Here is a 24,626-nt window from a genome sequence, read left to right on the forward strand (position 1 = left end):
GTCATGCCGAACGCGTTGGGGGGCGCCATGGGTGATAGGCGCATCAGTTTTCCGCTGTACCTGCACATCACCGTGCTGGCGGTTGGCCTGGCACTGGCCACCGCGGGGTTCCTGCGCGCGTTTGCCGAGCTGATCCCGGGGGTGTGGGAGCTGGTGCTGTTGATTCTTGCCGTGCTGGTGGTGGCACTGGTGATGGCGCGTCGGATCGCGGCACCGCTGGCGCAGTTGGAGGGCGAGGCGGAAGCGGTGCGCCGCTTCGATTTCAGCGATCACCCGGTGGTGCGCTCGCGGGTACGCGAGATTGCCGAGCTGGGCGCGGCTTTCGACCTGATGCGCGATGCGGTCCGGCGTTTCCTGCGCATCAACCGGCGGCTGGCGGTGGAAACGGATTTCGAGGCGCTGCGTCCCTGGCTGCTGGACAAGTTGGTGGACATCGCCGGCGCACGCGGCGGCGTGCTCTATCTCATCGATCCGGCCACGGATGCGCTGCGTGCCTGCGCGTTCGATGTCGAGGGCGGCAGGGCCACGCCCGCGCCGGATCTGCCGCCGCTGCATCCGGGCGCGCTGCCGGCATTGCTGGCAGCGGCGGCGGCCATCATGCAGCCCTTGAGCGGGCGTTTGCAGACCGGTGAATTGCGGACGCTCGGGCTGGACGCGGGGTTGTCGCGGCTGGAGGTCCTGGCATTGCCCGTGCGCGACCGCAGCGAGCAACTGCTGGGCATGCTGCTGCTGTTCAAGGACGATGTCATCGATGCCTCGGTGGTCGCGTTCATCGAGGCGGTGGCGGCCAGTGCGGCCACCTCGCTGGAAACGCAGGAACTGCTGCGCAGCCAGAAGGCGCTGGTGGAGGCCACCATCCACATGGTCGCCAACGCGATCGACGCCAAGAGCCCGTACACCGGCGGGCATTGCTCGCGCGTGCCCGAGCTCACCTTCATGCTGGCGCGCGCCGCCTGCGCCGCGCAGACGGGGCCGTTCGCCGGCTACACGCTCGACCGCGAACAGTGGGAGGCACTGCAGATCGCCGGCTGGCTGCACGATTGCGGCAAGGTGGTGACGCCGGAATATGTGGTGGACAAGGCCACCAAGCTGGAAACCCTGCACAACCGCATCCATGAAGTGCGCATGCGTTTCGAAGTGCTCAAGCGCGATGCCGAGGTGGCCTATTGGCAGGGCCGGGCCGCCGGCCTGGAAGAGCCGCCGCTGCGCGAGCGGCGGGATGCGCTGCTGCTTGCGCTGGACGAGGAATTCGCGTTCGTCGCGCGCTGCAACGTGGGTGGCGAATTCCTGTCGCGCGAGGATCGCGAGCGCCTGCACGTGATCGGCCAGCGGTGCTGGCAGCGCACGCTGGACGACCGCCTGGGCCTGTCCCGCGACGAGCTGGAGCGTTACCCGCAACCCGCCCCCGCGCTGCCGACACTGGAGCCGCTGCTGGCCGACCGCCCCGAGCATCGCATTCCGCGCCCCAGCAACGAGCACATGTCCGACAGCAACCGTTGGGGCTTCCGCATGCAGGTGCCGGAGCTGCTCTACAACCGCGGCGAGTTGCACAACCTGGCGGTGGCGCGCGGCACCTTGACCGAGGAAGAGCGTTACAAGATCAACCAGCACATCGTGCTCACCATCGAAATGCTGGGTGCGTTGCCGCTGCCGAAGTACCTGCGTTCGGTGCCGGAGATCGCCGGTGGCCATCACGAGAAACTCGATGGAACCGGCTATCCGCGGCGGCTGGATGCCAGCCAGTTGTGCATGGAAACCCGGATGATGGCGATCGCCGATATCTTCGAGGCCCTGACGGCCGCCGACCGGCCCTACAAAGCCGGCAAGACCCTGTCGGAAGCGTTGGCGATCATGGCCTCGATGCGCGCCAGCGCGCACATCGACGCCGGTCTGTTCGAACTGTTCCTGCGTGCCGGGGTGTACCGCGAATACGCCGAGCGCTTCCTGGCGCCGGAACAGATCGACGCGGTGCGGATCGAGGATTACCTGTAGCACCGGTGCCGGGGCTGCTCATTCGCCCGGTGGATTGGCCTCGTTGACCGCTTTCGACGCCGCCCGGCGGGCCAGCAGCGCCTCGCGGTGGGCGATGTAGAACGTGGACGCCAGGATGATGCCGGCCCCCAGCAGGGTGGCCGCGCCCACCGCTTCGCCGAACAGCAGCCAGCCGGCCAGGGTGACGATGGGCAATTGCGTGAAGCTGATCGGCGTCAGCGCCGAAACATCCCCCAGCTTCAGCGCGCGCGTCCACAGCAATTGCCCGGTGGTGCCCATCAGCCCGGTGGCCAGCAGCCAAAACCAGGTGCGGCCCTGCGGCCAGTGCCAGTCCAGCAGCGCCGGCAGCAGCGACATCGGCACCCACAGCGCATAGGTCCAGAACACGATCGTGTCGGCCTTGTCGATGGCGGAAAGCTGCTTGATCTGGATCGCCACCAGCGCACTCAGTACCGCCGCCGCCACCGCCACCAGCGTCTTCGCGCTGAACGCATGCGACCACGGCTGCACGATCACCAGCACGCCGATGAAACCGGCGGTGACCGCCAGCCAGCGACGGATGCGCACCTTCTCGCCCAGCATCAGGATGGCGGCGATGGTGACGAAGATCGGCGAGGAATAGGTCAGCGAGATCGCCTGCGCCAGCGGCAGGTGGGCGATCGCCCAGAACCCGCAGAACATGCTGGCGATGCCGATCGCGGTGCGCACCAGGTAGCGCGGCAATTGCCGGGTGCGCACGTTGGCGGCGAAGGCGTGCAGCGGTTGCGGCTGTCGCAGCGCCGGCGCAGCCAGCAGCGGCAGCAGGGCGAGGAAGCCGAACAGGTTGCGGAAGAACGCCACTTCCCAGGTCGGGACGGTCTTCGATGCCAGCCGGATGAAGATCGCCATCAACCCGAACCCGGCGGTGCTGCCCAGCATCAGCAGCGCTGCGCGCAGGTGCTGGCGATGCGGGTTATTGCTCACCACGTGGCGCCCACGATGCGCGGCTCCGGCTCGATCGCCACGCCGAAGCGCGCCTGCACGGCGTCGGCGATCCTGTGCGCCAGCCCCAGCAATTGTAGGCCGGTGGCGGCCCCGTGGTTGACCAGCACCAGTGCATGGCTGGCGGACACGCCGGCATCGCCGTCGCGATGGCCCTTGAAGCCGCATTGGTCGATCAGCCAGGCGGCAGAGAGCTTGCGCGAGCCGGCATCCGCGCCCCGGAACACCGGCAGGGCGGGGTGCGCGGCCAGCAGCGTCTCGGCCTGTGCGGCCGGCACGATCGGGTTCTTGAAGAAGCTGCCGGCATTGCCCACCAGCGTCGGGTCGGGCAGCTTGCGGCGGCGGATGCGCATCACCGCTTCGGCCACCTGCGACGCGCGTGGTGCGGCCGTCACGCCCATGGCATGCAATTCCTCGCCGATGCCGGCGTAGTCCAGGCGCGGCTGGAACCGGCGCGGCAGGGCGAATTCCACCTCCGTGACCACGTAGCGGTCGCCGTCGTGCTTGAACAGCGAATCGCGGTAGCCGAACGCGCAGGCCGCCGCGTCCAGCGTCACGAAGTTGCCGGCATGCCGGTCGAAGGCCTGCACCTGCCGCACATGCTCGCGCACCTCCACGCCGTAGGCACCGATGTTCTGGATGGGCGCGGCACCCACGGTGCCGGGGATCAGCGCCAGGTTTTCCAGCCCGGTCAAGCCATGCCCCAGCGTCCACAACACGAACTCGTGCCAGACCACGCCGGCATCGGCCCGCACGATGGCGGTGTGGTCGGTTTCATCCAGCAGGGTGATGCGGCGGGTCTGCAGCGCCAGCACCGCCCCCGGCGCGTCGCCGGCAAACAGCAGGTTGCTGCCGCCGCCCAGCAGCAACAGGTCGGCAGCACGCAGCATCGCGTAGCCGAACAATTCCGGCAGTGCCGCAGTGTCGGTCACTTCCACCAGCATCGGCGCGCGTGCGGGCACGCCGAACGTGTTGCGCGCATCCAGCCGCGCATGTTCGGTCAGACGATAGGCGCTGGACACGGGCTCAGGGATGGTCGGGCGGCAGGGTGCCGCGGCTGGGGGCTTCCTTGCGCCGGCGCAAGGCTTCCACGCATTCGCCAATCAGTGCCGGGCCGCGATAGACCAGCCCGGTATAGGTCTGCACCAGCGCTGCGCCCGCGGTCTGCTTGGTGGCGGCATCGGCGCCGTGCATGATGCCGCCCACGCCGATCAACGGGATGGCATCCGGCAAGCGGGTGCGCAGCATGCGCAGTACCGTGGTGGCCTGGCCCATCAAGGGTGCGCCCGACAACCCGCCGGCCTGCTCGGCATGCGGGGCGCCGGCCACGCCGTCGCGGGCGATGGTGGTGTTGGTGGCGATGACCCCGTCCACCTGCAAGTCGCCCAGTACCCGGGCGCAGGCGTCGATGTCGCTTTCCGACAGGTCGGGCGCCACCTTCACCAGCACCGGCACCCGCTTGCCGTGGACGCCGGCCAGCTTTTCCTGCTCGTCGCGCAGCGTGCCCACCAGCCTGCGCAGCGCCTGTTCTTCCTGCAATTCGCGCAGGCCGGCGGTGTTGGGCGAGGAAATATTGATCGCCACGTAATCGGCCAGCGCATAGACCCTGCGCAGGCACAGCAGGTAGTCGAACTCGGCGCGGTCGTTCGGGGTGTCCTTGTTCTTGCCGATGTTGATGCCCAGCAAGCCGGTCTTGCGCTTGGCACGCTCGACATTGCGCACCAGCACGTCCACGCCTTCGTTGTTGAAGCCCATGCGGTTGATCACCGCTGCGTGTTCCGGCAGGCGGAACATGCGCGGCCGGGGGTTGCCCGGTTGCGGCAGCGGCGTCACCGTGCCCACTTCCACGAAGCCGAAGCCCAGCCCCAGCAATGCGTCGATGTGCGCGCCGTTCTTGTCCATCCCGGCGGCCAGGCCCACCGGATTGGGGAAGGTCAGGCCGAAGGCCTTGGTGGGCAGCGGCTTCGGCCGGTTCGCCAGCAGCGGGTTCAGGCCGCAACGGTAGGCGGCTTCCAGCGACAGCAAACCGATGCCGTGCGCACGCTCGGCATCGACGCCAAACAGGAATGGGCGTGCCAGCGAGTACAAGTGCTCAGTGCCCCATGCCGGCAACGGCCAGCAGTGCCGCCAGCCCGCCGAAGAACAGGACCACCCCGATCACCACCAGGGCCGAGACGCCGATCACCAGGTAGCCCAGCACCAGCCCGGCCACGGCCAGCCCGTCGCCTTCCTGGGTGTCGGGCGATCGGCGGATCTCGCTGCGGGCCATGTGCCCGCAGATGATCGCCACCAGGCTGCCGAGGAAGGGCAGCAAGGTCCAGCCCAGGATGCCGCAGACAAGACTGACCACGGCAAGCGAGTTGGTTTGGCGCGCAGCTGCGTTCATTGCCGTCCTTACAGGTCGAATTTGATGCCCTGTGCCAGCGGCAGCGCATCAGAATAATTGATTGTATTGGTCTGGCGGCGCATGTAGGCCTTCCACGCATCGCTGCCGGACTCGCGGCCGCCGCCGGTTTCCTTCTCGCCGCCGAACGCGCCGCCGATCTCGGCGCCGCTGGTGCCGATGTTGACGTTGGCGATTCCGCAGTCGCTGCCGGCCGCCGACAGGAACGCCTCGGCGCGCTTGAGATTGGTGGTGAAGATCGACGAGCTCAGGCCCTGCGGCACTGCGTTCTGCATTTCGATCGCTTCGTCGAGGTCCTTGTACTTCATCACGTACAGGATCGGCGCGAAGGTCTCGTGCTGGACGATCTCGGCGTCGTTGCTCAGGCCGGTGACGATGGTGGGCAGCACGAAGTTGCCGGGGCGGTCGATCGCCGCGCCGCCGGTTTCCACGGTGCCGCCGGAGGCCTTGGCCTTGGCGACGGCGTCGAGGTAGGCGTCCACCGCGTCCTTGCTGTTGAGCGGGCCCATCAGGTTGGCCGGGTCGGTGGGGTCGCCGATCTTGCCTTCCACCTGCTTGTAGGCGGTGATGAGCTTGGCCAGCACGTCGTCGTACACGGCTTCGTGCACGATCAGGCGACGGGTGGTGGTGCAGCGCTGGCCGGCGGTGCCGACCGCACCGAACACGATGCCGGGGATCGCCAGTTTCAGGTCGGCGGTTTCATCGAGGATGATCGCGTTGTTGCCACCCAGCTCCAGCAGGCTGCGGCCCATCCGGCGCGCGACACGCTCGCCGACCATGCGGCCGACGCGGGTGCTGCCGGTGAAACTGATCAGCGGGATGCGCTTGTCGTCCACGAACTGCTGCGCCAGCTCGCTGCCGGCGTCGTTGAACAGGAAGAAGATGTCCGGGAAGCCGCCGGCGCGCAGTGCTTCGTTGCAGATCTTCATCGACGCAATCGCCGACAGCGGGGTCTTGGGCGAGGGCTTCCACAGCGTGATGTCACCGCAGATCGCCGCGATGAAGCTGTTCCAGGCCCACACCGCCACCGGGAAGTTGAATGCCGAGATCACGCCGACCAGGCCGATCGGGTGCCACTGCTCGTACATGCGGTGGCCCGGGCGCTCGGAGTGCATCGTCAGGCCGTACAGCTGGCGCGACAGGCCCACGGCGAACTCGCCGATGTCGATCATTTCCTGCACTTCGCCGTCGCCTTCCGGCTTCGACTTGCCCATTTCCAGCGCCACCAGCGAACCCAGCGCGTCCTTGTGGGTGCGCAGCGCGTCGGCGCACAGGCGGATCGCCTCGCCACGGCGCGGTGCCGGGGTGGTGCGCCACACCTTGTAGGCGGCCTGCGCGCGCTCGACGATCAGCTCGTAATCCGCCTGCGACGAGGCGTGCACACGGCCCAGTACCTCGCCGGTGGTCGGGTTGACCGGTTCGATCACGCCGGCATCGGTGGTCTTCGACCATTCGCCGTTGCCGAGATAGGTACCGGATTCGACGGCGGCGAGGCCGAGCGCAGTGAGGACGGGATGGGACATGGTGGATCTCCGATGAGTTGTACTGGCGTAGAGCAGGTCAAGTTCAAACAAGACGCACAAGGCCGGCGCATGCCTACCCTGAAAGCCGTTGCCTGCCTGCTTCCGGAATGCGAACGGGCGAGCTGGCGACCCCGGCCCGATTCGAACGGGCGACCTTCCCCTTAGGAGGGGGACGCTCTATCCAGCTGAGCTACGGGGCCATGACCCGCCATTATCCCATGCATGGCGAATTTCGCCAGTCCGTCGGCATGGCATGTTGATTCGCCCAAAGTTGTTGTGCGGAATGCCCGAGAGGCTCAGGCATTCCGCAAGTGCTGCTTCAGCAGCGCTGCATCGTTGGCCAGCGCTTGCGCGTGGCTTTCCCGTTGCAGCATCGCCGCCAGTGCCGGTGGCGGGACGATGGCCTCGCCCAGCAGCGGTTCGACCACTTCCGGGAACTTGGCCGGGTGGGCGGTGGCCACGGCGGCCCAGTCGCCCTGCGCGCCGCCCGCGCGCAGGCGGTCCAGCACCTCGGCGGCGCACGCCGTGTGCGGGCAGAGGACGTGGCCGCGCTCGTGGCGGACGCGGACGATGGCGGCGCGGATCTGCGCATTGCTGACCGCTTCGGCGCGCAGGGCGGCGCGCAGTTCCGCGTTGTCGGGATACAGGGATTGCAGGCGCTCGAAGTTGCTGGGCGCGCCCACATCCATCGCGTTGGCCAGCGTGGCGATGCTGGGCCGCGGCGCGTAGTCGCCGCCGGCGAAGAAATCCGGCAGCACGGTATTGGCATTGCTGGCCAGTACCACCTCGCCGATGGGCAGGCCCATGCGCTTGGCCAGCAGGCAGGCCAGCGCATTGCCGAGGTTGCCGGTGGGCACCACGAAGTTCAGCGTGCGACCGGTGCTGCGCCAGTGCTGCAGGGCGGCGTGCGCGTAATAGGCCGCCTGCGGCAGCAGCCGGCCCAGGCTGATGCTGTTGGCCGAGCCCAGCGGCACCTCGGCGCGGTAGGCGGTATCGGCGAGCAGGGTCTTGGCGAGGCGCTGGCAGTCGTCGAAGCTGCCGTCCACCCGCAGCGCGCGGATGTTGTCGCCAAAGCAGCCCAGCTGGTGCGCCTGCCGCGGGGAGACGCGGCCATCGGGATAGAGGATGGCGACGCGGAAGCCGGGCCGGCCGTCGAAGGCGGCGGCCACCGCTGCGCCGGTGTCGCCGGAGGTGGCGACCACAATGGTCAAGGGTTTGTCGTCGCGCGGCAGCGCCGCCAGGCAACCGGCCAGGAAGGCCGCGCCGTAGTCCTTGAACGCGGCGGTGGGCCCGTGGAACAGCTCCAGCAGGAAGTCGCCGCGCTTGCCGAAATCCACCAGCGGCGGCGCGATGGCGAACGCGTCGGTGCAGATGCTGGGCAGGGCGGATTCCAGCGCGCCGCCGGCGAAGAACGGGGCGAGGAAGCGGGTGGCGACGTCGGCCAGCGTGTCCGCGCCTTCGAACTGCGCGGCGGTGAACGACGGCCATGTTGCGGGCATGTACAGGCCGCCATCCGGCGCGAGGCCGGCGGCGATGGCATCCGCGATCGAAACAAGCGGCGCGCGGCCGCGTGTGCTGTAGGCGTTCATGCCAGCACCTCGGCGGCGGGGCCGGCCACCGGCGTGAGGTGCAGGTCGCTGTCGATGCCGGCGGCGGCGAATGCAGCCGTCATCGCGCCGCCCGCGCGCCGTGCGGTGGCTTCATCCTCGCACCAGGCGAACACGCTGGGCCCCGCGCCGGAAATGCTGGCGCCCATGGCATCGGCTTCCAGTGCGGCCTGCTTCACTGCCGCGAAACCCGCGATCAGCGGCGCGCGGCGTGGCTCCACCAGCACGTCCGACAGGCCGGCCCGCACCAGCGACGCGTCGCCGCGTTCGCAGCCCAGCAGCACCTGCGCCAGGTTCGCGCTTTGCGCGACGAACTCCCTCAGCGCATAGGCCCCGGCCAGCGCTTCGCGCGCGCGGCGGGTTTCCAGCACCGCGTGCGGATGCACCACCGCCGCGTACCAGCTGGCCGGCACGTCGACCTTGGTCAGTCGCTCCGCGGTGGCCAGCACCAGCCCGCCCAGCAGCATCGGCCCGACGTTGTCGCCGTGGCGGCCGCCGCTGGCCACGGCTTCGCCGGCCAGCGCATGCGGATACAGGGCGTGCGGCGGCAGCGGCACCTCCAGCAGCGCGTTCGCCGCCACCAGCGCGGCCACGCAGGACGCGGCCGAGCCACCCAGCCCGGAGCCCAGCGGGATGCCCTTGTCGATCTCGATCTCGAAGCCGAACGGCAGCGCCAGCGCCTCGCGCAGGGCGATCAGCGCCATTCCGGCCGTGTTGCGCGCGGCCTCCTGCGGCAGGTCGGTGACGGCGCCGCGGATGGCACTGATCCGCACCATCGGCACCTCGATGCGGCGCACGGTGGCGACATCGCCGATGCCGGCGATGCCGTGGCCGAGTACGTCGAAGCCGACGCCGACATTGCCGACCGAACCGGGTGCGAACGCCCGCGCCTCGTATCGCACGGCGCTCACAGCCTGGCTCCCAGCGCTGCGGCCAGCCGCAGCAGGTCGGAGAACACGCCGGCGGCGGTGACGTCCGGCCCGGCACCGGGGCCTTGCACGACCAAGGGGTTGTCGCAGTAGCGGCGGGTGGTGAACGACACGCAGTTGTCCGTCAGTCGCAGATGGGCGAAAGCATGGTCGGCGGGAAGTTCGCGCAGTGCAACGGACGCCTTGCCATCACGTTCCAACCGGGCGACATAACGCAGCACGTGGCCCTTGGCTCGCGCGGCCTCCAGCCGGGCCCGCATCGGTGCGTCCAGCGTTTCCAGCCCGGCCATGAAGGCGTCGCGGTCGGCGTCGCGCAGGGCGTCGGGGACGAGGCTTTCCACCTGCACGTCGGCCAGCGACAGCGGCATGCCGGATTCGCGGGCGAGGATCACCAGCTTGCGCGCCACGTCGGTGCCGGAGAGGTCGTCGCGCGGGTCGGGTTCGGTGTAGCCCAGCGCATGCGCCTCGCGCACCAGCGTGGAGAAGGGCTTGCTGCCGTCGAACATGTTGAACAGCCAGGCCAGCGTGCCGGAGAAGATGCCCTCGATGGCCAGCAGTTCGTCGCCGGTGTCCAGCAGGTCGCGCAGGGTGGAGATCACCGGCAACCCGGCGCCCACCGTGGCCTCGTAGCGGAAGCGCGCGCCGCTTTTCGCCTGCGCCGCACGGATCGCTCCATAGCGTTCCAGCGGCCCGGCACCGGCCTGCTTGTTCGGGGTGATGACGTGGATGCCGGCCGCCAGCCAGTCCGGGTAGCGCTGCGCGACGGTGTCGCTGGCGCTGCAGTCGATGATCACGGCGTGCGGCAGGTGTGCGTCCAGCAGGTGCGCTGCAAGGCTGTCGAGGCCGTCCGCGGACGGTGCGGCCTGCATGCGCGCGCGCCAGTCGGCGTCTGCGCCGTGTTCGCACAGCCACAGCGAGTTGCGGCTGGCCAGTGCGCGCAGGCGCAGGTCGATGTTGTGCCGTTCGCGCAGCCGCGGCAGCGCCGCCTGCAGCTGGTCGAGCAGGGCGCTGCCGACCTTGCCGGGGCCGATCACCGCAAGCGCGATCGTCTGCGGCGACAGCCAGAACGCGGCGTGCACCGCGCGCAGCGCGCGCGCGGCATCGGCGGAGTCGATCGCCACCGAGATGTTGCGCTCGGAGGCGCCCTGCGCGATCGCGCGGATGTTGACCCGGGCGCGCGCCAGCGCATCGAACATGCGCGCCGCCACGCCCGGCGTGCCGGCCATGCCGTCGCCCACCGCGGCGAGCACGCTGACGCCGGCCAGCATCGTCACGCCCTGCACCTGTGCCCCGGCCAGTTCGCGGGCGAACGCCTCGCGCAGCGCGTCGCGCGCGGCTGCCGCTTCGCGCTGGTGGACGACGCAGCAGATCGAATGCTCGGAGCTGCCCTGCGAGATCATCACCACCGAGATGTGCGCGGCATGCAGCGCCGCGAATACGCGCTCGGCGGTGCCGGGCACGCCGATCAGGCCCGCGCCTTCCAGGCACACCAGCGCCAGGTCGCCGCCCAGCGTGAGTCCCTTCACCGGGCCGGCGGCGCTGCGGTCGCCATCGGCGTCGATGCGGGTGCCGGGGAAATCGGGGCGGAAGGTGTTGCGCATCAGGATCGGCAGGCCGCGCGCGATGGCCGGCGTCATCGTCTGCGGGTGGATCACCTTGGCCCCGAAATAGGCCAGCTCGCAGGCCTCGCGATAGCTCATCGCCGCCAGCGGCACCGCCTCCGGCACCAGCCGCGGATCGGCCGACAGCACGCCATCGACATCGCTCCAGATGTGCAGCTCGTCGGCCTCGAACAGGCTGGCGAAGATCGCCGCGGAGTAGTCGCTGCCGTTGCGGCCCAGCGTGGTGGGCAGGCCGTGTTCGTCGCGGGCGACATAGCCGGTGATATTGACCCGCGCCTGCGGGTGGCGTGCGCGCCAGTCGGCCAGCAGCGCCGCGCTGGCATCCCAGTCGACCACCGCGCCGAGGTCGGTGTGGCGCACCACCAGTACCTCGCGCGCATCCAGCAGGGCATAGTCCGCGCCGCGCTCGCACAGATGGGCGTGCAGCAGGTGGGTGGACAGCACTTCGCCCATGCCGTGGATGCGCTCCAGCGCAGTGCGGCCCGGCTGGCGCAGCAACGAGGTGGCCTGCAGCAGCTCGGCCAGCTCGCCGCAGAGCGCGTCGATCCGCGCCAGCGCCGCATCGGGATGCGTCAGGAGTTCACGCGCGGTGTCGCGATGGCGTTGGCGCAGGGCGGCCAGCCCCTCCTGCCAGTCACCGCCGCCGGTGGCGGCTTCACCCAGTGCCACCAGCGCGTTGGTGGTCCCGTGCATCGCCGAGGTGACGGCGATCTGTCGCGCAGCGCCATCGGCCAGCAGCAGGCCGGCGACATGGCGGATACGCCCGGCGTCGGCCAGCGAACTGCCGCCGAACTTGTGCGCGCGGCAAACGGGTTTTGGCGGTGCAGGTTGCGACGAATCCATGGAGCCTCCGGTGGAAGCCCCGCGTCGCATCGAGTCGGGATTCGCGCCCCGCCTCTTCGCTGCGGGGGCCGTTGTCTGGGATGGTTTATCCAGGCATGACCGACCGCACCGGCGTGGTACCGGTGGTAATGGTCGTGGTGGTGGTCATGCGGCGGGACATGGGTCGACTCTGCTGCACTGCAGCGAGGGCTGTCAAGCGGTGGTTTCGGATGGAACCGCTTGTTCCGGCTCGCCGCAGCGCGCCGCCACCACCGCCGTCGCGGTCATGTCGCCTGTCACATTTCCCACGGTGGCCAGCACGTCCGGGATGGCGTCCACCGCCATCAGCACGGGCAGCGGAGCGATCGGCAGGCCCATCGCCGAGGTGATCGGCAGGTTGGTGGCAAGGAAGATCGCCTGCCCCGGCAGGCCCACCGAGCCCATGCTGACCAGCACCGACAGCGCCACGCCGGTGGCGAGCTGCGCCGGGGTGAGCGTGACGCCCAGCGCCCAGGCGATGAAGCAGGCGGTGGCGAGGTACTGGATCGGCGAGGTGATGCGGAACAGCGACACCGCCATCGGCAGCACCAGCCCGGACACCCGGGCAGGGATGCCCAGCCGGCTCGAAGCGCTGTCCAGCATTGCCGGCAGCGTGGCCAGCGACGACTGCGTGCTGGCCGCCACCGCCTGCACCGGCACCAGCCCGCCCATGAAGTGGCCGAACCGGTGCTTGCCCACGGTCACCGCTACCGCGATCAGCAGCACCACCGCCAGCACGTACAGCGCGCATTCCAGCAGGATGTAGATGCCCAGCGCCTGCAGCATGCCCAGGCCCGCGCGCGCGGTCAGCGCCAGCACCAGCGCGAAGATGCCGACCGGCGCGGCCCAGAGCACCCAGTGCACGATCACGATCATGGCGTCGCTGATCGCCTTCAGCAGGCCGACCACCTGCGCGCGCGGCTCCGGCGCGAGGCGCGTGAGCGCGAAGCCGAAGAACAGCGCGAAGGTCACCAGCGGCAGCATCGCCGAGGCGGCGGCGGCGGCGAAGGCATTGCTGGGGACGAGTGCGACGAGGGCCTCGGCCCAGCCGCCGGCGGGGGGTGCGATGTCCTGCGCATGGCCACGCAGCGCGGCGGCCACGGCCGGATCGGGCTGCAGCATCGACAGCGCCAGCGGCGCCAGCACGGCGGCCATCGCGGCGGCGGCGGCCAGCAGCACCACGAAGCTCACGATGGCCTGCCGCGCGACCCGTCCGGAATGGGCGGCGTCGCTGGCCTGGTTGATGCCCACCACCACCAGCGCGAACACCAACGGCACCACGGTCATCTGCAGGGCGTTCAGCCAGAGCTTGCCGAACGGCTCGACGACGGCGGCGAGCCGCAACCCGGTATCCGGCGCCAGCCATGCCAGCAGGATGCCGAGGACGATACCGGCGACGAGGCCGGTCAGCACGCGTGCGGTCTGACTCACGGGTTGCCCTCCGGGGCGGTGATGTCCGGCAGCTTCCAGTCGTGCTTCAGCGCCGCGTACTCGGCCTTCGGCAGCAGCACGAACACCGGCTTGCGGCGCCCGTCCAGCCAGGCCAGCAGCGCGTCCATGCTGGCGGGCGCCATCGCGGTGCAGCCGGCGGTGGTGGTCTGCGGGTCTTGCCACAGGTGGGCGAAGATGCAACTGCCACCCTCGCGTGCCGCGCCGCCTTGGTTGTGTTCGATCACGAAGCCTTCGCGATAGCGCTGGTCGCCGTCGGCGTGGAGGTCGCGGCGCATCGGCTCGCTGGATTGGTCGAGGTAGGGCGCCTTGACCGTGCTGCGGTCGATGATCCTGTTGTAGTAGTTCGAGGCCGGCACGTCGATGCACCAGTCATTGGCGGTCATCGCCTGGTAGCGCAGGCCGGTATTTGCGCGGTCGGCGTAGCCGAACGCGGTGCCGATGGCGAACACGCCGGCCGGCGCCTTGCCGTCGCCCTCGCGCTTGACCGGGCCGTCGCCACGCTGCGGATTCAGGCCCAGGCCCCAGCCGCTGCCGCCGCGGCCCAGCGTCACCGGCATCGCCTCGCCGACCTGCTTCCAGCCGTTGCCGTCACCGTTGCGTTCGAAGCGGCGCAGCTCGCCATCGGTGGCGTCCCAGCCGGTGGAGGTGACCAGCACCAATTGCCGCGCGCTGGCCCAATGGCGGGCATCGTCGTGGGCGGCGGGGGTGTGGGCGCAGGCGGCAAGCAGGAGCGGCAGCAGGCATGCAACGGATCGAAACGGGCGCATCGGCATCAAGACGGGCGGCGGGTGTTGCAAGCATGCCGCAGCATGGCCGCGCGGTCATCTGCTTTCAGGCCACCAGGTCGAGTTGTTGCAGCCCGGCCTTCTCGATCACCATCGGATTACCCGACGTCATCTGCTTTCAGGCCACCAGGTCGAGTTGTTGCAGGGTGCCGGCGGCGCCACTTTCGCGCAGGTACAGGCCGGTGGCGCGGATTTGCCCTTGCAGCACGTTGTGGCTGTCCTTCACTGCGAAGGGGGTGTCGGCCTTGCCGAGATACAGCGCGCCCACGCCGGCTTGCAGCAGCCCCAGCAAGTGGTTGTTGCCGGCGTCATCCCGCGTCCAGACACGCAAGGTCTGGAAAGCCGTGTCTTTTTCGTCGATCCAGCCGTTGCCGTCATCGTCGTATTGTGCAAGGTCGGCGAAACCGTTGCCGCTTTTCGCGCCGAACAGTTCGCTGCCGTCGTTGATCTTGCCGTCGCCGTTGCGATCCATGGCCAGCAGTCCGCTGCCGGAGCTGACAAAGCGCATGTCGTCGGCCTTGCCGTCGGCATCGAGGTCGAACTTGAACGTGGTTTGCGACAGCTGCGCGGCGTTGCCGGTGAAGTTGATCACCAGCGGATCTTTCAGGGCATCGCCGGCACGCACCGACAGGCTGGTGTGACTGGCGTAGCTGCGGGCCATGTTCAACTCGAGGGTCAGGGCGATCTCCTTGCCGTCGGCGGTGTGCACGATGCCCTGGGCGGTGAATTGCGTGGTTTCGCTTTCCTGGTGGATCTCTTCGTACTGGTAGTTCAGCCCCCAGCCCACGCGATCGTTGCCGCCGGCGGCGCCCGATTGCGCGGCCTGCTGTTGTTGCGCGGCGGCGGCCAGTTCCGATGGCGGTTCGGCATCGGCCTTGATCTGGCTGGCATCGAATACCTGCACGGCGCGACCGGTGAGCTGTTCGATCAGCAGCCGCAGGAACGCCATCTTCAGGTCGCCGGGGTCGTCCACGGTGGCGTCGGTGGCGGCGGCCTCGTCGGCGGCCGTGGCCGGGGCGGGGGCCGCCGGCGCGCTGGCCAGCGGTGGCAGGCTGGGGCGCGGCGCGTGTGTTTGCAGGCTGACCTGCGCGTTGCCGGCCCCCATCCGCAACTGCTCGCGGGTGGACGCATGCTGGATCTGCTGGCGGCCGTCCGGGCCGTCCTTCCACGCGGTCAGGGATTCCTGCGTGCGCTGGTAGTCCAGGTAGGCGTGGCTGCCGGTCAATTGCAGGTTGGAACCGGTGACGATCATGGCGAGTGTGGAAACCGGGGGAGGCTCATCTTCGTTAGCGTCCACCGGCGCGCGATCTTGAGCCCGGAGGGGCATCCGTCTCGGCATTTGCGACGGACGGCGGCTACAGTGTCCGTACCGTCCGATGTGCGTACCCATGGCCAAGCCCGCTTCCAAATCCAGAACCGCGTATGTGTGCTCCGATTGCGGGGCCGATCACCCCAAGTGGCAAGGCCAGTGCGAGGCCTGCGGGGCATGGAACACGCTGGCGGAGATCGCGCTGGAAACGGCGGCGCAGGCCAAGTCGCCGGCCTCGCGGCGCAGCGGATGGGCCGGCAAGGTGGACGCGCCGAAGATCACTGCGCTGGCTGATGTGCGCACCGACGAACAGGCGCGTGCTTCCACCGGCATCGGCGAGTTCGACCGCGTGCTGGGTGGCGGGCTGGCGGAAGGTGCGGTGGTGCTGGTGGGCGGCGATCCGGGCATCGGCAAGTCCACGTTGCTGTTGCAGACGCTGGCGAAAATGGCCGGCACGTTGCCGGGGCTGTACGTCACCGGCGAGGAATCGCTGGCGCAGGTGGCCGGCCGCGCGCAGCGCCTGGGCCTGCCGCTGCAGGGCTTGCACGGGCTGGCGGAAACCTGCGTGGAGCGCATCCTCGAACACGCCATCGCCGCCAAGCCACGCCTGCTGATCGCCGACTCCATCCAGACCCTGTGGACGGACAGCCTGACGGCCGCGCCCGGCTCGGTGAGCCAGGTGCGCGAAGCGGCCGCGCGGCTGGTGCGCTATGCCAAGGAAACCGGTACCGCCGTGTTCCTGGTCGGCCACGTGACCAAGGAGGGCGGCATCGCCGGCCCGCGCGTGCTGGAGCACATGGTCGATGCGGTGCTGTATTTCGAAGGCGATTCCGGCAGCCGCTTCCGCGTGCTGCGCGCGTTCAAGAACCGCTTCGGCGCGGTGAATGAGCTGGGCGTGTTCGCGATGTCCGACGGCGGCCTGCGCGAGGTGGCCAACCCGTCCGCGATCTTCCTGTCGGGCAGCGGCCGGCCGCAGCCGGGCAGCTGCGTGATGGTGACCCGCGAAGGCACCCGCCCGCTGCTGGTGGAAGTGCAGGCGCTGGTGGACGCCTCGCCGCTGTCCAACCCGCGGCGCGTGGTGGTCGGGCTGGAGGGCAACCGGCTGGCGATGCTGCTGGCGGTGCTGCACCGCCACGGCGGGGTGATGGTGGGCGACCAGGACGTGTTCGTGAACGTGGTCGGCGGCATCCGCGTGCAAGAAACCGCCGCCGATCTGCCGGTGCTGCTGGCAGTGCTCTCCTCACTGCGCAGCACGCCGTTGCCAGACAAGACCGTGGCCTTTGGTGAAGTGGGCCTGAGCGGCGAGCTGCGCCCGGTGCCCAATGGTGAAGAACGCCTGAAAGAAGCCGCCACCCACGGCTTCAAACGCGCCATCGTGCCCAAGGCCAATGCGCCGAAATCCGGCAGCTACAAAGGCATGGAGGTCATCGGCGTGGAACGCTTGGCCGACGCGCTGGAACAGGCCTGATCGCTTCGCGTCAGTGGCCGCCGCCGGCGGGGGCCCCGGTTTTTGCGGCAAACGGGGGCCTGGCGACCCACACGAATACGATCACGCCGAGGAAGATGATCCCGAGCAGATGGAATATTTCGTTGAAGCCGATTTGCAGCGCCTGTTGCGAAATCATCTGGTCCAGCACGAAGGCCCCCCGCTGCAAGTCACCGCCGCCATAGCGGGCGACGGTTTCCAGCATCGTGGGATCGGCGGTGCTGATGTGTTCGGTCAGTTGGGCATGGTGCACGGTGGTGCGCTGTGACCACGCATACGTGGTCAGCGACGCGGCGAAGCTGCCGCCCAGCGTGCGTGCGAACGTCATCAAGCCGGAGCCCGCCGAGATCTCGTGCGGCTCCAGATCGGACAGCAGGATTTGCAGCACCGGCATGAAGAACAGCGCGACCCCGAGGCCTTGCATCAGCTGCACCATGGCCACATGCGCGAAATCCACGTCCAGGTTGAAGTGCGAGCGGGTGAAGCTGGTGGCGGCCATGACGATGAACGCCGCCGTGGCCAGCATGCGCAAATCGAACCTGTTGGCGTACTTGCCGATCAGCGGCGCCAGGATGACCGGCAGGAATCCGATCGGCGCGCTGGCAAAACCGGCCCAGATGGCGGTATAGCCAAGATTGCGCTGCAGCCACAGCGGGACGAGGATGCCGACGCTGAAAAAAGCGCCGTAGGCGAACACCATCGCAATGGTGCCGGCGGCGAAATTGCGATGGCGGAACAGGCGCAGGTTGACGATCGGGTCCTTGTCGGTCAGCTCCCAGATCACGAACACCGCCAGCGCAATCACCGACACGATGGCCAGCGCCACGATGGTGGGGGACGCGAACCAGTCTTCGTCATTGCCCAGGTCCAGCAGGATCTGCAGCGCACCCACGCCCAACACCAGCGTGGCCAGGCCGATGTAATCCATCTTCGGCTTTTCCAGCTTCTCGGGGCGGCCCTTGAGCTGGGACCCCACCACCACGCTTGCAAAAATGCCGATCGGGATGTTGATGAAGAAAATCCATTCCCAGCTGTAGTTGTCGGTGACCCAGCCGCCCAGGATCGGGCCGGCGATGGGGGCCACCACGGTCACCATCGCCAGCAAGGCAATGGCTTGGCCGCGTTTGGCGGGCGGATAGATCGACAGCAGCAATGCCTGCGTCACCGGATACATCGGCCCGGCCACAAACCCCTGCAAGGCGCGTGCGGCCACCAGCAGGCCCATGCTGTGCGCCAGGCCGCACAGGAACGACGCGATCACGAACGCCAGCGTGGAGATCATGAACAGCTTGCGCTCGCCGAAGCGGCGCGCCAGCCAGCCGGTCAGCGGCAACGCAATCGCGGTGCTGACCGCAAACGAGGTGATGACCCACGTGGCCTGATTGGCGCTGCCGCCAAGATTGCCGGAAATCGCGGGCAACGAGACATTGGCGATGGTGGTGTCCAGCACCTGCATGAAGCTGGCCAGCGCCAGCCCCAGGGTGGTCAGGGCGACGTTGGGCGGTCGGAAATCCGCCAGGCGGGTGGTGGCCTCGCGCCCGGGCGGCAGGCCCGCCGCCTCTTCCTGCTCTGCAAGCGTGCTCATGGGGCCGCCGCGATCAGCGCTTGCTGCCCGGCAGGTTGCCGGCGATGAGCGCCTCGATCATCGCGTCGGCGTCATGCAGCTGTTTGGCATAGGCGTCGGTGGCCAGCACCGGCCGGGTGGGCGCGGTGGCCGGCAACACCGGCAGCGACTGGTCGCGCACGCCGACATCCACCGCCATGCTCATGCCCAGCCGCAGCGGGTGCGCCTGCAACTGCTTGGGGTCCAGGGTGATGCGCACCGGCACGCGCTGCACGATCTTGATCCAGTTGCCGCTGGCATTCTGCGCCGGCAACAGGGCGAACGCGCTGCCGGTGCCCAGGCCGAGGCTGGCCACCTTGCCATCGAATTCGATCGCATCGCCGTACATGTCGGCGGTCAGTTTCACCGGTTGGCCCAGGCGCAGGTTGCGCAGCTGGGTTTCCTTGAAGTTGGCGTCCACCCACACTTGCTGCAAGGGGATGATGGCCATCAGCGGGGCGCCCGGCTGCACGCGCTGGCCCAGTTGCACGCTGCGCTTGGCCACGAAGCCATCCACCGGCGCCACGATGGCCGTGCGCTGCGCATTGAGATAGGCCTGCCGCAATTGCGCGGCCGCTGCCTGCACCTGCGGCTGGCTGGCGACAGTGGTGGCATCCACCAGTGCGTGGGTACGTGCCAGCTGTCCGCGCGAACCGGCCAGCGCCGCTTCCATCACCTGCAGTTGGGCCTGCGCATGCGCCAGTTCCTCGGCCGATACCGCGCCGCTGGCCACCAGCCCGCTGCGCCGTGCCACGTCGGCACGCGCCTGCGCCAGCGCCACTTCGCGCGCGGCAATGTCGGCCTGCGCCGAATCCACGCTGCTGTACAGCCCGCGCACCTGGCGCACGGTGGCGGCCAGGTTGGCTTGCGCCTGTTCCAGTGCCACCTTGGCGTCGTTGGGGTCCAGTTGCACCAGCACTTGCCCGGCGTGCACCTTCATCCCGTCATCGGCACTGATCGCCACCACCGTGCCCAGGGTTTGCGGGGTGATGCTGACCACGTTGCCCTGCACATAGGCATCGTCGGTGTCCTGGTGCCAGCGCGCCACCAGCAGGTAGTACGCGATCCAGGCCAGGCCGGCCACGACGGCGATCGTCAGCACGGTCAGCAAGGCGCGTCGGCGCTTGCCGTTGGCCGGGGGTGCGCTGCTTTGCGAAGCCGGCAGCGGGGTGGCCGGACCGGTGGAGGTGTTGGGGGTGGTTTCAGTGGTCATGGGCAATCACTTGGACGCGGTGGTGGACGGGGCATCAGCGGTGATGCCGCCGCCCAGGGCTTGATCGAGGTTGATGCCGGCGGTGCGGCGTTCGGCTTGCAACGTGGCCAGTTGCAGGTCCAGTTGCAGCAGCGGTTTCTGCGCGGCCAGCAGGTCCAACTTGCTGGCAAGGCCGGCGCGCTGGCGTGCCTGTACCTGCGTGTACGCCGTGTTGGCGGCGGTGCGCGCCTGGGTGGTGCTGGCGATGCGGGCCTCCAGCGTGCGTGCCGCTTGCACGGCGTCGGTCACCTCGCGGATCGCGGCCAGCAGGGTCTGGTTGTAATTGGCCACGGCCAGGTCGTAATCGGCATTGCTGCCACGCAACTGCTGTTGCAATGCGCCGCCTTCGAAAATCGGCAGGCTCAGTGCCGGGCCGCCGTTGATCAGCAGGGCGTTGCTGCCGAACACGTCGCCCAGGTGGCCTGCCCCCAGCCCGACCAGCGCGCTCAGGTTGATGCTGGGATAGAACGCCGCCTTGCTCGCCGCGATGCCGTGTTGCGCGGCTTCCACCCGCCAGCGTGCCGCCACCACGTCGGGGCGGCGGGCCAGCAGATCGCTGGGCAGTTGCGAGGGCAGGCCGATCTCCGGCATGGCCAGGTGCGGGCGCTGGATCGCCAGGCCGCGGTCCGGCCCGGCCCCGGCCAGCAGCGCCAGCGCATTGCGCAGGGCGTCGATCTGTTGCTGCGCCGCTTGCTGCTGCTGGTGGGCAGCGGCAGCGGCGCTTTCGTTCTGGTGCAGGCCGATGCCGTTGTCCAGCCCGGCCTGTTGGCGACGGCGGGCCAGCGTCGCCAGCGCGTTGCTGCGGTCGACCTCGGCGGTGGCCGCATCCAGGGCATCGAATGCCTGGCCCAGCGCCACATAGGTCCGGGCCACGTTGGCCGCCAGCGTCAGGCGCGCGGCCTGGGCGTCCACTTCGGTGGCATGGGCGCTCCCCACGGCGGCCTGCCATTTGCTGCGCGAAGCCCCCCACGGATCCGGGTTGTACTTCAGGCTCAGGGTCAGCAGATAGGCAAGGTTGAATGTACCGCCCACCGGGTCGGGGGCCAGGGTGTCGGGAATCTGCAAACCGGCGATCTGCGCGCCGCCGCCCACGCTGGGATGGCGTACGGCGTCGGCCAGCCCGGCCTGCGCGGTGGCCTTGCGCACGCGGGCATCGGCGGCGTCGATGGACGGTGCACCGGCCAGCGCCTCCTCGACCAGGGCATTCAATTGCGGGTCGCCGAAACGGGTCCACCACTGGTCGCTTGGCCATGCCGCCGGCGTGAGGGGGCTGCCGGCCAGTGCGCGGCTTGCCTGCAACGCACCGGCATCACGCAGTTGGCCTTGCGGCACCAGGCCGGCGTTGCCGGCGCAGCCACCCAGCAGCAGCGCGCCGCACAGTGCGGAGACGAGGAGTTTCATTCGAGGCATGGGGTCAATCCTGGGACAGCAGGTTGTCGCGCACCTGCTCCAGCAGGCGGGTCAAATGGGTGCGGGTGGCTTCGTCCATCCCGTGCAGGGCGCGTTCGCGCACGCGCTGGCCGCACTGATCGATGTCGCGCCACATCGTGCGACCGGCTTCGGTGAGATGGATATGCAGGGCGCGGCGGTCGCCGGGATCGGCCACGCGCACCAGCAGCCCGCGCGCTTCCAGCTTGTCCAGCAGGCGGGTCATTGCGCCGGGGTTGAGGTCGGCGGCGCGGGCCAGGTCGGTGACGCTGGCGATGCCCAGCGTCAGTTTCTTCATGGCCATGAACTGGCTGAACGTCAGTTCATGGCCGGCGGCTGCCAGCTCGCGCTCCATCCGCGCCCACATGGCATCGCGGGTCTGGCGGAACAGCAGCCCCAGCGCGGAGCCAGTGCAAGCCTCGGAATTGGAGATGGGCGGATGCATGGCGCGGCATTTTGCCGGCCCATGCAATTGTTGTCAATGCAAACATTGCATCAGCAATCAAAAGCGTCAGCCTACCCGGTGCAACACCAACTCCAGCACGAATTTGCTGCCGAAAAAGGCCAGCACCAGCAGCGCCATGGCGGTCAGCGTCCAGCGCACCGCCTTGCTGCCGCGCCAGCCGCGCAGCCAGCGGCCCAGCAGCAGGCCGCCGAATACCAGCCATGACAGCAGGCTGAGCACGGTCTTGTGCACCAGATGCTGGGCCAGCAGGTTGTCGACGAACAGCACACCGGTCAGCAAGGTGGCGGTAAGCAACACGAAACCGACGCCAATGCTGCGGAACAGCAGGGCTTCCAGCGCGGTCAGCGGCGGCAGCGCGCGCAACCATGGGTGGAATTCGCGCCGCCGCAGGGCACGTTCCTGCGCCCACGAAAATACGGCCAGCAAGGCCGCCAGCGCCAGCGTGGCGTAGGCCAGCAGCGCCAGCCACGCATGCAGCAGCAGGCGCCAGCCCAGCGGTTCCTGTTGTTGCACGTGCCCGTACAGGCCATAGACGAGTGCAAGCACCGCCGCCAGCGGGAAGACCACCACGCCCAATGCCCGCATCCATCCCCCCATGCCGGCGAGGGTGGTGAGTGCCGCCATGCCCAGACTGACCAGCGAGAGTGCGGCGAAGAAGTGCAGGTCGGTGCTGCCGGTCTGCCGCCAGCTCAGCCAGTGCAGCGTGGCATGCAGCGCAACGGCCAGCCCGGCAGGCAGCAGCCAGCCGCGCGCGGGAGCGGGTTCCGGGCGCTGCACGCCCAGCCCCAGCCAGACAGCGGCGGCCAGGTACGACAGCACGGTGGCGGCAAGCAGGATCATGCGTCGAAGTGTCGCACAGCCGCGCTTGCCTGCCACGTGGGAGGGCGTACTATGCCGGTGTCTCGACCATACTCCGGGGGAGTTCCATGCAGGCGACGCACGCAACCTATCTGCCCGAGCGCAGCCCGCTCTGGAAAGTGTTCTGGCTCTATGGCGTGCTGCCCAGCAACCTGCTGTGGGCAACCGTGGCGTGGTTGCTGGAACAGGAAGGCTTGTGGGGTGCCACCCTCGGCCTGCTGGTATTCCTGCTGGGTTACACCGCGTGGATCGTGGCAGCGGTGTGGAAGGCATCCCCCAACGTCAAGGATTCGCGCTACGGCGTGATGGCGCAAGCCCTCACCGTGGTGTGGGCCATCAATGCCGTGCTGATCGCCTTCTTCCTCGGCCTGCAGATGGTGCGCCACCTGGTAGTCGGCTGACGGCGCTCAGCCGAACTGCAGCACCCTGCCGTGGCGGTCGAAGGTGGCGAACTGCGCCACCTGGCCGTTGTTGATCGCATTCACCATGAAGCGCAACGGCTGCGCCGCCTCGTCGGCGCTGGGTGCAACCCCGGCACGCCCGGACAGGCTGCCCACGAACACCATGTCCCATTCCTGCCCGGTGTGGCGGGATTCCTCGGCCAGCGCCTCGAAGCTGGCGATGTCTTCCGGTGCCTTGTCCACGCACAGGCTGGGGGTCAGGGTGCCGCCTTCGCGGTTCTCGAAGCGCTCGCGCTGCTCGGCGGTGGCATTTTGCGGCAGCTCGACCTTGGCGAACACGAACAACAAGCGCTGCGGCTCGGGTTGCTGCTGGGCGGCGTCGAGAAGGTCCTGGAAGCTGGCGAGACTCATGGCGGTGGCGTCGTGGGGTAGGGCGATGGGGGCGCAGCTTACACGCCTGTCCGTCCGGTGGAGGCCTTTCGGCGGGCAAATCGGGCCGATATTGATTGCAATCAAGCACGGGCGGCCCTGCCGGGGCTAAGCTGTTGCGCGTGGCATCTCCAAGCCCCACTGCCTGGGTTCATCGTGAATATGGCGGCGGGGCCGTGGTCCGGGTCAACAGACCGGGCCACCGGGTCGGCAGCGGAAACGGGCCGGCCTCCCGTGTTTGGACTGGAGCAACAAGATGGCAACCCTCATCGACGGCTTCGGCCGCACGTTCCCCTACCTGCGGCTCTCGCTCACCGAGGCCTGCAACTACCGTTGCAGCTACTGCCTGCCGAATGGCTACCAAGCCGATGGACGCCCCACCTTCCTGGTGCTGGAGGAAATCCAGCGGCTGGTGCGCGGCTTCGCGGCGGTGGGCATGCGCAAGATCCGCCTGACCGGCGGCGAGCCCAGCCTGCGCAAGGACCTGCCGTCGATCATCGCCGCCGTCTCGGCGACGCCGGGCGTGCAGAAGATCGCCCTGACCACCAATGGCTGCCTGCTGCCCCGGCATGTGCGGCTGTGGCGCGAAGCCGGGCTGACCGCGCTCAACGTCAGCCTGGACAGCCTGCAATCGGCGCGTTTCGCCGCCATCACCGGTCATGACCGCTTCGACGAGGTGATGGAGGGCGTCGAGATCGCGCAGGGCCTCGGCTTCGATGCGGTCAAGCTCAACGCGGTGCTGCTGCGCGGGCTGAACGACGACGAGCTGCCGGCGTGGATGGACTTCCTGCGCGACCGCGACGTGTCGATCCGCTTCATCGAGCTGATGCGCACCGGCGACAACCAGGCCTATTTCGAACGCCACCATTACCGCGCCGAGGCGCTGGAACAGCAGTTGGTGGATGCCGGCTGGGCGCTCCGACCGCGCGCCGCCGATGCCGGCCCGGCGCGCGAGTACGCGCACCCTGGCTATCGCGGGCGGATCGGCATCATCGCCCCGTATTCGAAGGACTTCTGCGCCGGATGCAACCGCCTGCGGGTGACCGCCCGCGGCGACCTGCGGCTGTGCCTGTTCGGCGATTTCGGCATTCCGCTGCGGCCGCTGCTGCAGGCGGATGAAGACCACGACGCGCTGGTGGCACGCATCGCTACCCAGCTCGGCTTGAAAGCCGCCGGCCACGGCCTGCATCAGGGCAACACCGGCATCACCCCGCATTTGGCCTCGATTGGCGGCTGAA

Annotated in this window: 21 protein-coding genes, 1 tRNA gene and 1 riboswitch; of the genes, 4 read left to right on the plus strand and 18 right to left on the minus strand. The window is 69.0% G+C overall.

Annotation, left to right across the window (positions count from 1 at the left end):
• The first annotated feature begins 27 nt into the window (after positions 1–27).
• Positions 28–1,992 (plus strand): HD domain-containing phosphohydrolase, encoded by a 1,965-nt coding sequence (locus tag ACE3OK_RS02370; protein ID WP_374247935.1) that lies wholly within the window; start codon positions 28–30, stop codon positions 1,990–1,992.
• An 18-nt stretch (positions 1,993–2,010) separates the two neighbouring features.
• Here the strand turns inward: ACE3OK_RS02370 and ACE3OK_RS02375 are convergent, their stop codons facing one another.
• From ACE3OK_RS02375 to ACE3OK_RS02430, 12 genes are all read right to left on the minus strand, one after another.
• On the minus strand, positions 2,011–2,928 hold the full coding sequence (locus ACE3OK_RS02375; RefSeq protein ID WP_374248281.1) for a DMT family transporter: 918 nt from the start codon (positions 2,926–2,928) through the stop codon (positions 2,011–2,013).
• A gap of 23 nt (positions 2,929–2,951) precedes the next feature.
• On the minus strand, positions 2,952–4,007 hold the full coding sequence (gene murB, locus ACE3OK_RS02380) for a UDP-N-acetylmuramate dehydrogenase (RefSeq protein WP_374248282.1): 1,056 nt from the start codon (positions 4,005–4,007) through the stop codon (positions 2,952–2,954).
• A complete protein-coding gene (locus tag ACE3OK_RS02385; RefSeq protein WP_374247936.1) occupies positions 4,000–5,061 on the minus strand; it encodes a quinone-dependent dihydroorotate dehydrogenase in 1,062 nt (353 codons plus the stop codon). The genes murB and ACE3OK_RS02385 overlap by 8 nt, the downstream gene beginning before the upstream one ends.
• A gap of 4 nt (positions 5,062–5,065) precedes the next feature.
• Positions 5,066–5,359, minus strand: a complete 294-nt coding sequence (locus ACE3OK_RS02390) for a DUF4190 domain-containing protein (RefSeq protein WP_374247938.1) — start codon at positions 5,357–5,359, stop codon at positions 5,066–5,068.
• A gap of 8 nt (positions 5,360–5,367) precedes the next feature.
• A complete protein-coding gene (locus ACE3OK_RS02395; protein WP_374247939.1) occupies positions 5,368–6,900 on the minus strand; it encodes an aldehyde dehydrogenase family protein in 1,533 nt (510 codons plus the stop codon).
• Positions 6,901–7,023: 123 nt separating this feature from the next.
• A tRNA-Arg gene (locus tag ACE3OK_RS02400) sits at positions 7,024–7,100 on the minus strand.
• A gap of 96 nt (positions 7,101–7,196) precedes the next feature.
• A complete protein-coding gene (gene thrC / locus ACE3OK_RS02405; RefSeq protein WP_374247940.1) occupies positions 7,197–8,489 on the minus strand; it encodes a threonine synthase in 1,293 nt (430 codons plus the stop codon).
• Complete coding sequence (locus ACE3OK_RS02410) at positions 8,486–9,409, minus strand: homoserine kinase (RefSeq protein WP_374248283.1); 924 nt, start codon at positions 9,407–9,409, stop codon at positions 8,486–8,488. Before ACE3OK_RS02410 ends, thrC begins: the two co-directional genes overlap by 4 nt.
• Positions 9,410–9,414: 5 nt before the next feature.
• Positions 9,415–11,901 carry a bifunctional aspartate kinase/homoserine dehydrogenase I gene (gene thrA, locus ACE3OK_RS02415; protein WP_374247941.1) on the minus strand — a complete coding sequence of 829 codons (2,487 nt, stop codon included), beginning with the start codon at positions 11,899–11,901 and terminating at the stop codon, positions 9,415–9,417.
• A gap of 192 nt (positions 11,902–12,093) precedes the next feature.
• On the minus strand, positions 12,094–13,350 hold the full coding sequence (locus ACE3OK_RS02420; RefSeq protein WP_374247942.1) for a dicarboxylate/amino acid:cation symporter: 1,257 nt from the start codon (positions 13,348–13,350) through the stop codon (positions 12,094–12,096).
• Positions 13,347–14,138, minus strand: coding sequence for a L,D-transpeptidase (locus ACE3OK_RS02425; protein WP_374247943.1), 792 nt, complete (start codon positions 14,136–14,138; stop codon positions 13,347–13,349). The genes ACE3OK_RS02420 and ACE3OK_RS02425 overlap by 4 nt, the downstream gene beginning before the upstream one ends.
• 136 nt (positions 14,139–14,274) lie before the next feature.
• Positions 14,275–15,408, minus strand: coding sequence for a hypothetical protein (locus ACE3OK_RS02430; protein WP_374247944.1), 1,134 nt, complete (start codon positions 15,406–15,408; stop codon positions 14,275–14,277).
• Positions 15,409–15,544: 136 nt separating this feature from the next.
• On the opposite strand from ACE3OK_RS02430, the gene radA reads away from it, so the two are divergent.
• Positions 15,545–16,933: a DNA repair protein RadA gene (gene radA, locus ACE3OK_RS02435; RefSeq protein WP_374247945.1), complete on the plus strand. Its 1,389-nt coding sequence runs from the start codon at positions 15,545–15,547 to the stop codon at positions 16,931–16,933.
• A 10-nt stretch (positions 16,934–16,943) separates the two neighbouring features.
• Here the strand turns inward: radA and ACE3OK_RS02440 are convergent, their stop codons facing one another.
• The 5 genes from ACE3OK_RS02440 to ACE3OK_RS02460 form a co-directional block, all read right to left on the minus strand.
• Entirely contained in the window at positions 16,944–18,536 is a 1,593-nt protein-coding gene (locus ACE3OK_RS02440) for a DHA2 family efflux MFS transporter permease subunit (protein ID WP_374247946.1), read from the minus strand.
• Between the two features lie 13 nt (positions 18,537–18,549).
• A complete protein-coding gene (locus tag ACE3OK_RS02445) occupies positions 18,550–19,767 on the minus strand; it encodes an efflux RND transporter periplasmic adaptor subunit (RefSeq protein WP_374247948.1) in 1,218 nt (405 codons plus the stop codon).
• A gap of 6 nt (positions 19,768–19,773) precedes the next feature.
• The gene (locus ACE3OK_RS02450) at positions 19,774–21,207 is read right to left on the minus strand and encodes an efflux transporter outer membrane subunit (RefSeq protein WP_374247949.1); all 1,434 of its coding nucleotides are present in this window, start codon (positions 21,205–21,207) and stop codon (positions 19,774–19,776) included.
• Between the two features lie 13 nt (positions 21,208–21,220).
• Positions 21,221–21,679, minus strand: coding sequence for a MarR family winged helix-turn-helix transcriptional regulator (locus tag ACE3OK_RS02455; RefSeq protein WP_374247950.1), 459 nt, complete (start codon positions 21,677–21,679; stop codon positions 21,221–21,223).
• Positions 21,680–21,745: 66 nt separating this feature from the next.
• Positions 21,746–22,540, minus strand: a complete 795-nt coding sequence (locus ACE3OK_RS02460; RefSeq protein ID WP_374247951.1) for an inner membrane protein YpjD — start codon at positions 22,538–22,540, stop codon at positions 21,746–21,748.
• An 86-nt stretch (positions 22,541–22,626) separates the two neighbouring features.
• Here ACE3OK_RS02460 and ACE3OK_RS02465 point away from each other — a divergent pair, with 86 nt between their 5' ends.
• Positions 22,627–22,959, plus strand: coding sequence for a hypothetical protein (locus tag ACE3OK_RS02465; RefSeq protein ID WP_374247952.1), 333 nt, complete (start codon positions 22,627–22,629; stop codon positions 22,957–22,959).
• Positions 22,960–22,965: 6 nt separating this feature from the next.
• Here ACE3OK_RS02465 and ACE3OK_RS02470 read toward each other — a convergent pair whose 3' ends face one another.
• Positions 22,966–23,370 carry a ribonucleotide reductase subunit alpha gene (locus ACE3OK_RS02470; RefSeq protein WP_374247953.1) on the minus strand — a complete coding sequence of 135 codons (405 nt, stop codon included), beginning with the start codon at positions 23,368–23,370 and terminating at the stop codon, positions 22,966–22,968.
• A gap of 135 nt (positions 23,371–23,505) precedes the next feature.
• Positions 23,506–23,653: riboswitch (molybdenum cofactor riboswitch) on the plus strand.
• Between ACE3OK_RS02470 and moaA the strand changes: the two genes are divergently transcribed.
• Positions 23,645–24,625 carry a GTP 3',8-cyclase MoaA gene (gene moaA / locus ACE3OK_RS02475; RefSeq protein WP_374247954.1) on the plus strand — a complete coding sequence of 327 codons (981 nt, stop codon included), beginning with the start codon at positions 23,645–23,647 and terminating at the stop codon, positions 24,623–24,625. Its footprint overlaps the riboswitch before it by 9 nt.
• The last annotated feature ends 1 nt before the right edge of the window (position 24,626 follow it).

Origin of the sequence: Thermomonas sp., from assembly GCF_041905325.1 — a bacterium.
Lineage (GTDB): Bacteria > Pseudomonadota > Gammaproteobacteria > Xanthomonadales > Xanthomonadaceae > Thermomonas.

Bases quoted from the DNA above. Each gene is read 5' to 3' on its own strand.
- ACE3OK_RS02440 (WP_374247946.1), bottom strand. From the start codon at position 18,536: ATGAGCACGCTTGCAGAGCAGGAAGAGGCGGCGGGCCTGCCGCCCGGG.
- ACE3OK_RS02370 (WP_374247935.1), top strand. From the start codon at position 28: ATGGGTGATAGGCGCATCAGTTTTCCGCTGTACCTGCACATCACCGTG.
- ACE3OK_RS02430 (WP_374247944.1), bottom strand. From the start codon at position 15,408: ATGATCGTCACCGGTTCCAACCTGCAATTGACCGGCAGCCACGCCTAC.
- ACE3OK_RS02470 (WP_374247953.1), bottom strand. From the start codon at position 23,370: ATGAGTCTCGCCAGCTTCCAGGACCTTCTCGACGCCGCCCAGCAGCAA.
- ACE3OK_RS02450 (WP_374247949.1), bottom strand. From the start codon at position 21,207: ATGAAACTCCTCGTCTCCGCACTGTGCGGCGCGCTGCTGCTGGGTGGC.
- radA (WP_374247945.1), top strand. From the start codon at position 15,545: ATGGCCAAGCCCGCTTCCAAATCCAGAACCGCGTATGTGTGCTCCGAT.
- ACE3OK_RS02425 (WP_374247943.1), bottom strand. From the start codon at position 14,138: ATGCGCCCGTTTCGATCCGTTGCATGCCTGCTGCCGCTCCTGCTTGCC.
- ACE3OK_RS02460 (WP_374247951.1), bottom strand. From the start codon at position 22,540: ATGATCCTGCTTGCCGCCACCGTGCTGTCGTACCTGGCCGCCGCTGTC.
- ACE3OK_RS02455 (WP_374247950.1), bottom strand. From the start codon at position 21,679: ATGCATCCGCCCATCTCCAATTCCGAGGCTTGCACTGGCTCCGCGCTG.
- ACE3OK_RS02395 (WP_374247939.1), bottom strand. From the start codon at position 6,900: ATGTCCCATCCCGTCCTCACTGCGCTCGGCCTCGCCGCCGTCGAATCC.
- ACE3OK_RS02390 (WP_374247938.1), bottom strand. From the start codon at position 5,359: ATGAACGCAGCTGCGCGCCAAACCAACTCGCTTGCCGTGGTCAGTCTT.
- thrA (WP_374247941.1), bottom strand. From the start codon at position 11,901: ATGGATTCGTCGCAACCTGCACCGCCAAAACCCGTTTGCCGCGCGCAC.
- ACE3OK_RS02445 (WP_374247948.1), bottom strand. From the start codon at position 19,767: ATGACCACTGAAACCACCCCCAACACCTCCACCGGTCCGGCCACCCCG.
- thrC (WP_374247940.1), bottom strand. From the start codon at position 8,489: ATGAACGCCTACAGCACACGCGGCCGCGCGCCGCTTGTTTCGATCGCG.
- ACE3OK_RS02465 (WP_374247952.1), top strand. From the start codon at position 22,627: ATGCAGGCGACGCACGCAACCTATCTGCCCGAGCGCAGCCCGCTCTGG.
- moaA (WP_374247954.1), top strand. From the start codon at position 23,645: ATGGCAACCCTCATCGACGGCTTCGGCCGCACGTTCCCCTACCTGCGG.